The sequence below is a fragment of the Curtobacterium sp. BH-2-1-1 genome, assembly GCF_001806325.1.
Classification (GTDB): domain Bacteria; phylum Actinomycetota; class Actinomycetes; order Actinomycetales; family Microbacteriaceae; genus Curtobacterium.
Window position 1 is genome coordinate 812,647 of the sequence record NZ_CP017580.1, and the last position, 12,762, is coordinate 825,408.

Annotated in this window: 14 protein-coding genes; 7 read left to right on the forward strand and 7 right to left on the reverse strand. The window is 71.1% G+C overall.

Features of this window, described 5'->3' with window-relative positions:
* Positions 1–78: 78 nt before the first annotated feature.
* The 4 genes from BJK06_RS03715 (at position 79) to BJK06_RS03730 (ending at position 3,162) form a co-directional block, all read left to right on the forward strand.
* Positions 79–324, forward strand: a complete 246-nt coding sequence (locus BJK06_RS03715) for an exodeoxyribonuclease VII small subunit (protein WP_022906010.1) — start codon at positions 79–81, stop codon at positions 322–324.
* Positions 321–959 carry a DUF4245 domain-containing protein gene (locus BJK06_RS03720; protein WP_070416757.1) on the forward strand — a complete coding sequence of 213 codons (639 nt, stop codon included), beginning with the start codon at positions 321–323 and terminating at the stop codon, positions 957–959. Before BJK06_RS03715 ends, BJK06_RS03720 begins: the two co-directional genes overlap by 4 nt.
* Positions 960–1,027: 68 nt before the next feature.
* Positions 1,028–1,642: a carbonic anhydrase gene (locus BJK06_RS03725; RefSeq protein ID WP_070416758.1), complete on the forward strand. Its 615-nt coding sequence runs from the start codon at positions 1,028–1,030 to the stop codon at positions 1,640–1,642.
* A gap of 119 nt (positions 1,643–1,761) precedes the next feature.
* On the forward strand, positions 1,762–3,162 hold the full coding sequence (locus tag BJK06_RS03730) for an aspartate ammonia-lyase (protein ID WP_070419186.1): 1,401 nt from the start codon (positions 1,762–1,764) through the stop codon (positions 3,160–3,162).
* A gap of 148 nt (positions 3,163–3,310) precedes the next feature.
* Here BJK06_RS03730 and BJK06_RS03735 read toward each other — a convergent pair whose 3' ends face one another.
* The 3 genes from BJK06_RS03735 to BJK06_RS03745 all read right to left on the reverse strand — a co-directional run bounded on the left by BJK06_RS03735 (position 3,311) and on the right by BJK06_RS03745 (position 6,842).
* Positions 3,311–4,672 carry a PhoH family protein gene (locus BJK06_RS03735; protein ID WP_181015141.1) on the reverse strand — a complete coding sequence of 454 codons (1,362 nt, stop codon included), beginning with the start codon at positions 4,670–4,672 and terminating at the stop codon, positions 3,311–3,313.
* A 188-nt stretch (positions 4,673–4,860) separates the two neighbouring features.
* Positions 4,861–5,970 carry an aminotransferase class V-fold PLP-dependent enzyme gene (locus tag BJK06_RS03740; protein WP_070416759.1) on the reverse strand — a complete coding sequence of 370 codons (1,110 nt, stop codon included), beginning with the start codon at positions 5,968–5,970 and terminating at the stop codon, positions 4,861–4,863.
* Between the two features lie 86 nt (positions 5,971–6,056).
* On the reverse strand, positions 6,057–6,842 hold the full coding sequence (locus BJK06_RS03745; protein WP_229085150.1) for an isoprenyl transferase: 786 nt from the start codon (positions 6,840–6,842) through the stop codon (positions 6,057–6,059).
* A 99-nt stretch (positions 6,843–6,941) separates the two neighbouring features.
* Between BJK06_RS03745 and BJK06_RS03750 the strand changes: the two genes are divergently transcribed.
* Complete coding sequence (locus BJK06_RS03750; protein WP_070419188.1) at positions 6,942–7,676, forward strand: hemolysin III family protein; 735 nt, start codon at positions 6,942–6,944, stop codon at positions 7,674–7,676.
* 116 nt (positions 7,677–7,792) lie between these two features.
* On the opposite strand, the gene BJK06_RS03755 is transcribed toward BJK06_RS03750, so the two are convergent.
* Together BJK06_RS03755 and mca are read right to left on the reverse strand one after the other, a co-directional pair.
* A complete protein-coding gene (locus BJK06_RS03755; RefSeq protein ID WP_070416761.1) occupies positions 7,793–8,140 on the reverse strand; it encodes a hypothetical protein in 348 nt (115 codons plus the stop codon).
* Positions 8,137–9,027, reverse strand: coding sequence for a mycothiol conjugate amidase Mca (gene mca, locus BJK06_RS03760; protein WP_156794747.1), 891 nt, complete (start codon positions 9,025–9,027; stop codon positions 8,137–8,139). The genes BJK06_RS03755 and mca overlap by 4 nt, the downstream gene beginning before the upstream one ends.
* Positions 9,028–9,060: 33 nt before the next feature.
* Between mca and BJK06_RS18105 the strand changes: the two genes are divergently transcribed.
* A complete protein-coding gene (locus tag BJK06_RS18105; RefSeq protein WP_175473661.1) occupies positions 9,061–9,552 on the forward strand; it encodes a DUF4307 domain-containing protein in 492 nt (163 codons plus the stop codon).
* 67 nt (positions 9,553–9,619) lie between these two features.
* The gene (greA, locus tag BJK06_RS03770) at positions 9,620–10,108 is read left to right on the forward strand and encodes a transcription elongation factor GreA (protein ID WP_070416763.1); all 489 of its coding nucleotides are present in this window, start codon (positions 9,620–9,622) and stop codon (positions 10,106–10,108) included.
* Positions 10,109–10,190: 82 nt separating this feature from the next.
* On the opposite strand, the gene ilvA is transcribed toward greA, so the two are convergent.
* Together ilvA and BJK06_RS03780 are read right to left on the reverse strand one after the other, a co-directional pair.
* The gene (gene ilvA, locus BJK06_RS03775; protein ID WP_070416764.1) at positions 10,191–11,435 is read right to left on the reverse strand and encodes a threonine ammonia-lyase; all 1,245 of its coding nucleotides are present in this window, start codon (positions 11,433–11,435) and stop codon (positions 10,191–10,193) included.
* Positions 11,436–11,480: 45 nt separating this feature from the next.
* Positions 11,481–12,749, reverse strand: a complete 1,269-nt coding sequence (locus BJK06_RS03780; RefSeq protein WP_258027691.1) for an AI-2E family transporter — start codon at positions 12,747–12,749, stop codon at positions 11,481–11,483.
* Positions 12,750–12,762 lie beyond the last annotated feature (13 nt).

Genomic DNA, 12,762 nt, shown 5'->3' on the forward strand with positions numbered 1-12,762 from the left:
GACCCTACGCGGCCGGGAGTTGTCCACGGGTTCGCCCCCGCGGGCGGCACGTCGGTGGGCGCTCGGTAGGATCGAGGGGTGTCATCCCAGCAGGAACCCGAGCAGCCCGACGTCCGGTCGCTGAGCTACGAAGCGGCGCGCGACGAACTCGTGCGCGTCGTCGCCGAGCTCGAACAGGGATCGGCCACGCTCGAACGCTCGCTGTCCCTGTGGGAACGGGGCGAGTCCCTGGCCGCCCGGTGCGAAGAGTGGCTCGTCGGCGCCCGGGCCCGGCTCGACGCCGCACGCGCCGCGTCCGAGTCCGAGGACGGCGCAGCGCGATGACCGACGCCGACGGCCGCCCGATCGTCGCCGAGCTGGGCCGCCCCGAGACACCGGAGGAGACCTGGGCGCGCAAGGACGCCGCCCGCACCGCCCGGCGGCAGCACCAGACCGCGTTCAACCTCGTGCTCGCACTCATCGCGTCGCTCGGCATCGTGCTGTTCCTCGTCGCGGTCGTCGTGCGTCCGGACACCACGATCGGCGACCGGACGGTCGACTACCGCCAGGTGGCCTCGCAGGCCCAGGTGCCGGGCGTCACGCTCGCCGCGCCCGCGTTGCCGCGCGACTTCTCGTCCAACCGTGCCGACTACCAGGACAAGACGTCCGACGGGGTGAGCGTCTGGACCGTCGGCCTGCTCACGCCGGACAAGCAGTACATCGGACTGCAGCAGGGCATCGACGCGAACGCGACCTGGGTGTCGAACCAGCTCGACCAGCACGCCGCCACGGGCACCCGCACGATCGCCGGGACGAAGTGGACCGTGTACGACCGCCGGGCCGAGGGCGACGACGCGGGCAACCAGGCGTACTCGCTCGTGTCGACGTTCGACCAGGGCACCGTCGTCCTGTCCGGCACCGCCGACGACACCTCCTTCCGGACCGTCGCGACCGCCGTCAGCAAGCAGTTCGCGAACTGACGAGCAAACACCCGCCGCAGCAGCAGCACGACCACGACCCGAACCACCCGAAGCACCCGAGGAGCCCCATGCCCGACCGCGCCGCCTCCACCCCGTCCGACGCCCTCCGACTCCTCGTCGAGGGCAACGCCCGCTTCGCCGCCGACAAGCGCCGCACCGGCCGGATCGACCCGGACCGCCGCTCGGAGCTCGCCGGGTCGCAGGCACCGTTCGCCACCGTCCTCGGCTGCTCGGACTCCCGCGTGCCGTTCGAGCACGTGTTCGACGCCGGCATCGGTGACCTCTTCGCCATCCGCAACGCCGGCCAGATCGTCGACGACGTCGTGCTCGGATCGATCGAGTTCGCCGTCGTCGCGCTCGGCACGCCGCTCGTTGTCGTCCTCCGGCACACCAAGTGCGGCGCCGTCGCGGCCGCCCGCTCCGGCGAGCCCGTCCCCGCCCCGCACCTGCAGGCCCTCGTCGACGCCATCGCCCCGAGCGTCGAGCGCGTCCGCACCACCGACGCCGACGTCCCCCAGGAATCCGTCGGCGCCGCGCACCTCGAAGCCACGCTCCGTCAGGTGATCGAACGCTCCGGCGCCGTCTCGGACGCGATCGCCGAGGGTAGATTGGCCGTCGTCGGCGCGACCTACGACCTCACCACGGGCGAGGTCGCCGTCGACACCGTCGTGGGCCAGGCCTGACCGACCGCCACGACGACCCGTCCCGGACACCATCGGGACACCCACCAGCCGGCGCGACCGCGGCCGGCGAGCACCCCAGGAAGGACCACGACGACGTGACCGACACCACCCCGACCACCGTGACCGACAGCTCCGGCGAGTACCGCATCGAGCACGACACCATGGGCGAGGTCCGGGTGCCGGTGTCCGCGCTCTACCGGGCGCAGACCCAGCGGGCGGTGGAGAACTTCCCGATCTCCGGGAGCGGGCTCGAGTCGGCGCAGATCGTCGCCCTCGCCCGGATCAAGCGGGCGGCCGCGATCGTCAACGGTGAGCTCGGCATCGTCGACCCGACCCTGGCCGCTGCCGTGGTCGAGGCGGCGGACACCATCATCGGTGGCGCCCACCACGACCAGTTCCCCGTCGACGTCTACCAGACCGGCAGCGGGACCTCGTCGAACATGAACATGAACGAGGTCCTCGCGACCCTCGCGTCCGAGGTCGCCGGTGCCCCGGTGCACCCGAACGACCACGTGAACGCCTCGCAGTCCTCGAACGACGTGTTCCCGACATCGGTGCACGTCGCCGTGACCGAGGCCCTCATCCGCACGCTCGTCCCGGCGCTCGAGCACCTCGCCGAGTCGCTCGAGGCGAAGGCCACGCTCTGGGCCGACGCGGTGAAGTCCGGCCGCACGCACCTCATGGACGCCACGCCCGTCACCCTCGGGCAGGAGTTCGGCGGCTACGCGCGCCAGGTCCGTCTCGGCATCGAGCGGGTGAACGCGACGCTCCCCCGCGTGGCCGAGGTCCCGCTCGGCGGCACGGCCGTCGGCACCGGGATCAACACCCCGAAGGGCTTCCCGCAGCGGGTCATCGCCCAGCTCGCGAGCGACACCGGGCTGCCCGTCACCGAGGCGCTCGACCACTTCGAGGCGCAGGGCGCCCGGGACGCCCTGGTCGAGGCGTCCGGGGCACTCAAGGTCATCGCGGTCAGCCTGACGAAGGTCAACAACGACCTCCGGTGGATGGGCTCCGGGCCGAACACGGGCCTCGGCGAACTGCACATCCCGGACCTCCAGCCCGGCTCGTCGATCATGCCCGGCAAGGTCAACCCCGTCATCCCCGAGGCCACGCTCATGGTCGCCGCACGCGTGATCGGCAACGACGCCACCATCGCGTGGGCGGGCGCCTCCGGTGCGTTCGAGCTGAACGTCGCGATCCCCGTGATGGGCACCGCGCTGCTCGAGTCGATCCGCCTGCTCGCGAACAGCTCGCGGGTGCTCGCCGACAAGACGATCGACGGGCTCGAGGCGAACCTCGACCGCGCCCGCGCGTTCGCCGAGTCCTCGCCGTCCATCGTCACCCCGCTCAACCGCGTGATCGGGTACGAGGCGGCGGCGAAGGTCGCGAAGTTCGCGGTGCAGGAAGGCGTCACCGTGCGCGAGGCCGTGATCGCCCTCGGCCACGTCGAGCGGGGCGAGGTCACCGAGGAGCAGCTCGACAGCGCCCTCGACGTGCTCAGCATGACGCACCCGAACTGACGCACCCTGTCACGGACAGGAGGCGCGGTGCCAGCTGGCACCGTGCCTCCTGTCCGTCGGGTTGTTCGGAACCACGAAACCGACATCGAACCAGCATCCAGGGCCGGTTCGACGTCGGTTTCGTGGTTCGACGCGCAGCGTGCCGCCGCTAGACCAGGTCGGGCGAGTCGAGCATCTCCGTCACCAGCGCCGCGATCGCGGACCGCTCCGAGCGCGTCAAAGTCACGTGCGCGAACAGCGGGTGTCCCTTGAGCCGCTCGATCACCGACGCGACCCCGTCGTGCCGACCGACCCGCAGGTTGTCACGCTGCGCCACGTCGTGCGTGAGGACCACCCGCGAGTTCTGCCCGATGCGGGACAGCATCGTGAGCAGCACGTTCCGCTCGAGGGACTGCGCCTCGTCCACGATCACGAACGCGTCGTGCAGGGAGCGCCCGCGGATGTGCGTCAGCGGGAGCACCTCGAGCATGCCCCGCTCGACGACCTCGTCGAGGACGTTGTCGGAGACCAGGGCGCCGAGCGTGTCGTACACCGCCTGTGCCCACGGGTTCATCTTCTCGGACGCGTCGCCCGGCAGGTACCCGAGCTCCTGGCCGCCCACCGCGTAGAGCGGCCGGAACACCATGATCTTCTTGTGCTGCTGGCGTTCGAGGACGGCCTCGAGACCGGCGCAGAGCGCGAGCGCCGACTTGCCCGTGCCGGCGCTGCCGCCGAGCGAGACGATGCCGATCTCCGGGTCGAGCAGGGCGTCGATCGCCAGCCGCTGTTCGGCGGAGCGCCCGCGGAGGCCGAAGACCTCGCGGTCGCCACGCACCAGCGCCACCGCACCGGCGGTGTGCACGCGGCCGAGGGCCGAGCCGCGCTCGGAGTGGATGACGACGCCGGTGTTGACCGGGACGCCGTCGAGCTGCGACGAGCGGATCTCCTCCTTCTCCCAGAGGTCGGACATCTGCTCGCCGGACACCTGCAGGTCGGCGATGCCCGTGTACCCGGAGTCGACCGCGAGCTCGGCGCGGTACTCCTCCGCCGCCATGCCGATCGAGGACGCCTTGACGCGCAGCGGCAGGTCCTTCGACACGACGACCACGTCGAGTCCGTCGTTCTTGAGGTTCGAGGCGACCGCGAGGATCCGCGAGTCGTTGTCGCCGAGCTGCAGCCCGGACGGGAGGACGGACTGGTTCGAGTGGTTCAGCTCGACCCGGAACGAGCCGCCGTCGCCGATCGCGATCGGGAAGTCGAGCCGCTCGTGCTCGATCCGGAGCTCGTCGAGGAGTCGGAGTGCCTGCCGGGCGAAGTACCCGATCTCCGGGTCGTTGCGCTTGGACTCCAGTTCGCTGACGACCACGACGGGCAGGACCACCGCGTGCTCCGCGAAGCGGAACAGTGCCCGCGGATCGCTGAGGAGCACCGAGGTGTCGAGCACGTAGGTGCGCTGGGCGACCGATGTGGACGAGTCCGCGGTGTGCTGCTGCTGTGTTCCGCGAGAGACGTTCTGAGAGGTCACGACCACTCCATCCCCGGGCCGCGCTCGGCCCGGTCCATGTCCTCGAACGCGGCCGTGGAGCGGGTCTGCGAAGCACCGGCTGTGGCCGCTTCGATCGGGCGCGGTGCCCGATGGGGACAAGCTACGTCCGACCCCCGACACGGCACCAGCGACACGCGGTTCCCCGAGTTACGGTCACGTGAACAGCGCGGCCGCTACTGCATCGTGGCGTACGACAGGCAGGCGTCGCGGAACATGTCGAGCGTCTCGTCCGTGGTGGACGCGAACACCGACACCCGCGCGACCCCGAGCCGCGTCGTGACCGTCACGCCGTGGTTGTGGAACGCCGCGGACAGCGCGGTGAGCCGTCCCTGCGGCGGTCGGAGCACCACGATCCCGGCGCGCTCCCGGGGGTCGCGGCTGGACTCGACGGCGAGGCCGAACTCGTCGGCGATGTCGAACACCCGCTCGACCCGGTCGGTGACCCGCTCCTGCACGGCGGCGACGCCGACGGCCGTGAGCCGGTCGAGCGACACCGCCAGGCGTGCCTGCGACACCGGGTCGATGCGGGTCATCTGGAAGCCGGCGGCACCCGGACGGACCGACGGGACCTCGGTCGGCCACCCGGTCGTGCCGTGCGGGCCGGACAGTGCGGGCCGGAGGCGGCTCAGGGCACGGTCGCTGAACGCGGTGAACCCGGTCCCCCACCCGGCGTGCAGCCACTTCTGGCCGCCGGTCGCGACGACGTCGGCGAGCTCGTACGGGGCGTCGACCACGCCGAAGCCCTGGATGGCGTCGACGATGAGGAGGCGGTCGCCGATGACCTCGCGGATGGCGGCGAGGTCGGCGAGGTAGCCGGTCTGCCAGTCGACGAGCGAGACGGCGACCGCGGTGACGTCGTCGGACAGGCGCGACTCGATGAGCGACGGCGTCATCCACCCGGCGCCGGACTCGATCACGACGGGCTGCACGCGACCGCCCGTGGCCGAGGCAGCACTCGCGAGGGCCAGCGGCAGCGAGGGGTACTCGTCGGCGGAGACGAGCACGCCGCCGGTGAGCCCGAACGCGGTGTGCAGGAGCCCAGGGGTCGTGGCGGTCTGCGAGACGACCTGGTCCTCGCGCCGTCCGACGAGCCGTGCGGCGACGGTGCGGACCCGGGCGTCCTGCTCGTCGAGCGTCTCCATGGCGCCGAAGCGCATGTGCTCCTGGATCGTCCCGAGCACGCGCTGCTCCTCGAGGACAGCGGTCTGGACGGGACCGAAGGCGGCGTGGTCGAGGTAGCCGGGCTCCTCGGCGAAGCCTGAGGCGTACTCGGCGATGTTCACAGGGGCAACCTTCCGTGGGACGAAAACCCTGTGAGTCTACTGGGATGAACGGCCGACAGACGCCGCAGTGCGGGGAACGGCGGTCGTCAGCCGCCGTACCGGCGGGACCGCAACCCGAAGTCGCGGACGGCGCGCAGGAAGTCGACCTCGCGCAGGTCCGGGTAGAGCGCCTCGACGAAGTAGAACTCGCTGTGCGCGCTCTGCCACAGCATGAAGTCGGACAACCGCTGCTCGCCCGACGTCCGGATGACCAGGTCGGGGTCCGGCTGCCCCTGGGTGTAGAGGTGGTCGCCGATGAGCTCGGGCGTGAGGACCTCGGCCAGGGTGTCGAGCGTGCCGCCGCCCTCGTCGTGCGCCTGCACGATGCTGCGCATGGCGTCCGCGATCTCCCGACGGCCGCCGTAGCCGACCGCGAGGTTCACGTGCAGCCCGGTGTGCTCCGCCGTGCGCTGCTCGGCGGCGGAGAGCGCGGCGACGAGGGGTTCGGGCAGGCCCTCGTTCGAGCCGACGTGCTGGACCCGCCAGTCCCGGTGGTCGGCCAGGGTCCCCGCGAGGTCGGCGATGATGCCGACGAGCTGCTCGAGCTCGTCGCCGCCACGACCCTTGAGGTTGTCGGACGACAGCAGGTAGAGCGTCACGACCTCGATGCCGAGGTCGTCGCACCACGTCAGGAACTCCGGGATCTTCGCGGCGCCCGCGCGGTGCCCGTGCGCGGCGGACTCGAGGCCGAGCTGCTTCGCCCAGCGACGGTTGCCGTCCACGATCATGGCGACGTGCTTCGGCATCGCCGAGCCGTCGATCTGCCGGCGGATCCGGTTCTGGTAGGCGCGGTAGAGGATCCCTCGTCCTGCCCATCCCACCCTGCCGGTCACGGAACGAACATAGTGCACGGTGCCTCGGAGCGAGCCGCGTTCCCCGGGCCGCCCGCCCGTGTTCGGCGTTCGTTCGGCATCGGCCCCTACGGTCGGACCATGCAGGCCGAGCACGACACCGGGACCCTCCCCCACGTCCCCTTCACCGACGAGGCCGCGAGCACCGCGACCGCCGGACGGACGACCGCCAGCGCGTCCGAACCCCGGCCCGCGTGGCGCGGTTGGATCCACCTCGGGGCGTTCCCGTTCGCCATCGCGATGGGCATCGTGCTCATCGTCCTCGCGGGCTCACCCGCGGCGAAGGTGGGCAGCGCCGTGTTCATGGCGACGTCGCTCGCGATGTTCGGCGTCTCGGCGACCTACCACCGGTTCCCCTGGGGCCCGACGGTCAAGGCGGTGCTCAAGCGCATCGACCACACGAACATCCTGCTGCTCATCGCCGGCACGTACACACCCGTGGCGATCTGCGCCCTGCCGCACACCCTGATGGTCGTGGTGCTCTGGGTGATGTGGTCCGGCGCGGCGCTCGGCATCGCCTTCCGGGTCCTCTGGATCGGGGCGCCCCGGTGGCTCTACGTGCCGATCTACCTCGTGCTCGGCTGCGCGGCGCTCGGGCTGCTGCCGCAGTTCTTCGCCGCGAGCGTCCCGATGACGGTCCTCGTGCTCTCCGGCGGCGTGGCCTACATCCTCGGTGCGCTCGTGTACGGCTTCAAGCGGCCGAACCCGTCGCCGACGGTGTTCGGCTTCCACGAGGTCTTCCACGCACTCACGGTCGTCGCGTTCGCCGCCCAGTGGGCGGGTGTCCTCATCGTGGCGCTGGACCCGGTGCGCTGACCGCGACGGTCTGTCGGACGGGAGGCGCGGGTCGGGCCCGCACCGTGCCTCCCGTCCCGCACACACGCGGGTCCACCGCGCCGATCGCGTCAGCCGCGCCCGTCGCGCCCGTGGCGTCAGCCGCGCTCGGTGTCGTCCCCGACGTCGGCCCGGCCGTCCTCGGCCGCACGCCGCTCCGGCTCGTCCGTCGCGACGCCGTCGCGATCGATGCCGTCACGGTCGACGCCGTCACGCTCGCCACCCGCGGTGCCGTTCGCCTCGGCCTCGAGCCGCTCCCGGATCTCCGCCCGGTAGCGGGTCCGCCGGATGCGCCGGGTCATGTCGATCACGAGCAGGATCGTCACGATGGCCACGACCGCGATCGCGATGAAGCCCGCGACGCCGGGCGTCACGTCGACGTCCGGGACGCTCGAGGTCGGGCTCGGGCTGGGGGTCGCGGCGAGTGCCGCGTGGAGGGTGCTCACGCAGTGGTGTCCTTGTCGGCAGGGATCCCCGCGAACAGGTCGGACTCGGGGAGCTCGGTCGGCACGCGGGCCTCGACGAGCTGGTAGTCCTCGGTCGGCCACACCGTCGCGAGGAGGTCGTTCGGCCAGTAGAAGAAGGCGCTGTCCGGCGGCACCTGGCTCGCGTGGGCCCGGAGCGCCGCGTCACGCGCGTCGAAGTACTCGTGCACGTCGACGTGGGTCGTGGCGAGGTCGGGCCGGTCGGCGAACCGTTCGACCCACTCGCGCAGCTGCTCGACCGCCGGGCTGTCCGGGTCGCGTTCCTGCAGGGCCTCGAAGATCGTCCGGAAGCGCCGGGGGTTCATGGTGCGCTCGTAGTAGAGCTTCGCGACGGACCACGCGGGCCCGGCGTCGGGGTACTTCTCGGGGTCCGCGGCGTCGCGCCAGGCGGCCACCGAGACCTCGTGCGTCCGGATGTGGTCCGGGTGCGGGTAGCCGCCGTTCTCGTCGTACGTGACGAGCACGTGCGGGCGGAAGCGCCGGATGACCCGCACCAGGGCCTCGGTCGAGTACTCGAGCGGCACCGTCGAGAAGGTGCCGGGCCGGACCGTCTCGCCCTTCTCGGCGTCGGGCAGGCCGGAGTCGTGGTACCCGAGCCACAGGTGGTCGATGCCGAGCGCCGCCTGGGCCCCGGCCATCTCGGTGCGGCGGTACCCGGCCATGTCGCGGTGCGCCCGGCTCGTGGCGGGCTCGCCGAGCTGGTCGTTGAGGATGTCCCCCGCCTCGCCGCCCGTGCAGGAGACCACGAGGACCTCGTTGCCCTCGGCCGCGTACTTCGCCGCGGTCGCCGCTCCCTTGCTCGACTCGTCGTCGGGATGGGCGTGGACGGCCATCAAGCGGTACGGCACTGGTCTTCCTCACTGATCGCGTGGCAGCACACAGTGTCACGTGAACTACCCTGGGATCAGGATAATCACCCCGGGAGCCCCGAACTGTCCGAACCGCAGCACCAACCGGCACCTCAGCCGTCCGCCAGCACCACCGCGACGCTGGACGACCGCTACGGCCGCACCCCCGGACGCGCTCGTCGCACGCGGCTGATCGGGATCGTCGCCGCTGCCGCCGTCGCCCTGGTGTTCATCGTCTGGGTGGTCTGGGCCGGTCCCGGGCAGACCAGCCACGGCCTCGACACCGACGACGTCGGGTACCAGGTCGTCTCCGACCACCAGGTGGTCGTGCACACGCAGATCTCCGTCGACCCCGGCACGGTCGCGAAGTGCGCCGTCCAGGTCCTCGACAAGTCGTACACGATCGTCGGCTGGCGCGAGATCCGGGTGCCGGCATCCGATCAGCGCGTCCGGAGCATCAGCACGCCCGTGAACACCGTGTCACGCGGTGTGACCGGCTTGATCCACGACTGCTGGGTTCCCTAGACTGCTGTGATTCGCGGACAAGACCGGCCACACCGGCCGGTCTTGTTCTTTGCTGAAGGGAATCACCATGAGCAACGACACCCAGGTCACGTGGCTGACGCAAGAGGCGCACGACCGCCTCACGGCCGAGCTCGAGACGCTGTCCGGTGAAGGTCGCCAGGAGATCGCGAACCGCATCGAAGCCGCTCGCGAAGAGGGCGACCTCAAGGAGAACGGCGGCTACCACGCCGCCAAGGACGAGCAGGGCAAGATCGAGGCCCGCATCCGTCAGCTCACCGAGCTCCTCAAGCACGCCACCGTCGGCGAAGCGGACTTCGACGGCACCGTCGAGCCCGGCACAGTGGTGACCGCCGTCATCGCCGGTGACGAGTCGACGTTCCTGGTCGGCAACCGCGAGATCGTCGGCGAGGGCTCGGACCTCACCGTCTACAGCCCGGTCAGCCCGGTGGGCGCGGCCATCGTCGGCCTGCGCGCCGGCGAGAAGGCCACGTACACCGCGCCCAACGGCAAGGAGATCGCCGTCGAGGTGACGAAGGTCGAGCGCTACGAGCCGTAGACGCCACCCTTGACGGACAGGAGGCGCGGTGCCAGCTGGCACCGCGCCTCCTGTCCGTCTCCGGCTCGGCTCAGTGCCCGTCTCAGTGCTCGAGCAGCTCCGGCTGGAAGCCCACCTCGTGCAGGCGGTGGATGACCTCCTGCGCGTGCTCGGGACCACGTGCCTCGATCGACAGGTCGAGTGCCACCTCGTTGATCACGAGCCCCTGGCCGTGCCGGGTGTGGAGCACCTCGACGACGTTCGCGCCGGCGTCCGAGATGACCTGCGAGACGCGGGCGAGCTGACCGGGGCGGTCCGGCAGCATGATGCGGATGCCGATGTATCGCGACGCCGCGACGAGGCCGCGGGTGATCACGCGTTCCATCATGAGCGGGTCGATGTTGCCGCCACTGAGCAGGACGACGGTGCGACCGGTGTCGCGGACGGCACCGGACATGATCGCCGCGACGCCGACGGCTCCGGCGGGCTCGACGACGAGCTTGGCGCGTTCGAGCAGCACCAGGAGCGACCGGGCGACGTCGTCGTCGGACACGGTCACGATGTCGTCGACGAGGTCGCGGATGATCGGGAAGTTCAGGTCACCAGGTCGCGCCACGGCGATGCCGTCCGCGATCGTCGGCTTCGTGCTGACGGTGACGGGTTCGCCGGCCTCGAGCGAGCTCGGGTAGGCGGCGGCGTTCTCGGCCTGCACCCCGATGACCCGGATGGTGCGTCCGAGGCGCTCGGCGACGCCCTTGACGGCGAGGGCGATGCCGGCGATGACGCCGCCGCCGCCGATCGGCACGATGACCGTGTCGGCGTCGGGCACCTGGTCGAGGATCTCGAGCCCGAGCGTGCCCTGGCCGGCGATGACCGCGGGGTGGTCGAACGGCGGGATGAAGACCGCTCCGGTCCGTGTCGCGAAGTCCTTGGCCGCGCTCAGCGCCTCTTCCACCGAGTGCCCGCGCAGGACGACCTCGGCGCCGTAGTGCCGCGTGGCCTGGAGCTTCGGCAGGGCGACGCCGACCGGCGTGAAGATCGTTGCGGGGATGCCGAGCTCGCGCGCGGCGAGGGCGACCCCCTGCGCGTGGTTGCCGGCGCTCGCGGCGACGACCCCCGCGGCCCGCTGCTCCGGGGTGAGGGTCGACAGGCGGTTGTACGCACCGCGGACCTTGTACGCACCGGTGCGCTGCAGGTTCTCGCACTTGAGGTGCACCGGCGACCCGAGGACCTCGGCGAGGAACTGCGAGGTCTCCATCGGGGTGACACGGGCGACCCCGGCGATCGTCACACGTGCCTTCTCGATGTCGTCGAGCGTGGGGATCAGCGGCGTGGTGGTGTCGGTCACGGGTCCATCATCGTCGCTCGCGGCACTCCTGACGAACCCGTGACGTCAGTTGGTGCTGGCAGTGCCCTCAGCCGCCGCCGGCTCCGGCTTGCTGCCGGGTGCGGGCACGGCGTCGCCGACCTTGTGGCGGCGGCCCCGTCGGAGCTGGAGCTGCCCGTGCTGGCCGCGCTTCGGGGTGGCCTCGAGCACGTGCTCGGAGTCGAGTCCACGCCAGCGGCCGCTCGCGATCGTCATGACCATCGTGTTCACGGTGGCGATCAGCGGCACGGCGAAGAAGGCACCGGCGATGCCGGCGAGCCCGGAGGCCGCCGTGACGCCGAGGACCACCGCGAGCGGGTGGACCTTGACCGCGTTGCCCATGACGAGCGGCTGGAGGATGTGTCCCTCGATCTGCTGCACGAGCAGCACGACCGCGAGGACGAGGACGGCCGCGAGCGGGCCGTTGAAGATGAGTGCGACGAAGACGGCCAGGAACCCGGTCACGATCGCACCGACGACGGGGATGAAGGCACCGAGGAAGACGAACGCCGCGATCGGGATCACCAGCGGCATGCCGCCGAAGAACAGCCCGACGATGAAGGCGCCGAGCCCGATGCCGACGGCGTCCACGAACGCGACGAAGATCTGCACGCGGATGAAGCTCGTCAGGGTGATCCACCCCGCGACACCGGCGCCGTCGACGGTCGCACGAGCCTTCTTCGGGAAGAGCCGCACGGCCCACCGCCACACGTTCTTGCCGTCGATGAGCAGGAAGATCGTGGTGAACAGGATGATGAAGAGCGCCTCGAACACGTGCGTGGCACCGGACCCCGCGCTCGCGACCCCGGAGAGGATCGACGCGCTGTTGTCCTGCAGCCACTTCGTGCCGTCGTCGAGCCAGCCGTTGACGTCGCCCTGCGTGATGCCCAGGCCGGAGTTGAGGACGAGGTCCTTGATGTTCGCGTACTGGTCGACCGTGCGGTCGCGGAGCGACGGGTAGGACGCGATGATCTGGTCGACGACGAGCCACACCAGCGCGCCGATCGCCGCGAGTCCGCCGAGCAGGCTGATGACGACCGCGAGCCACTTCGGCACGTGGTGGCGCTGCATCCAGTTCGAGATCGGCACGAGCAGGGCCGAGACGACGATGCCGACGAGGAACGGGATGAGGATCTGGCTGAAGATCGTCATCAGCCAGATGAAGACCGCGATCACGCCGATGACGACCAGGATCCGCCACGACCACGCGCCGGCGATCCGCATGCCGGTCGGGACCGACTCCTCGACCACGGGGTCCGGATGCGTCGGTTGCTGCTGCTTTCTGCCCCATGCCATGGTCGCGAGTGTA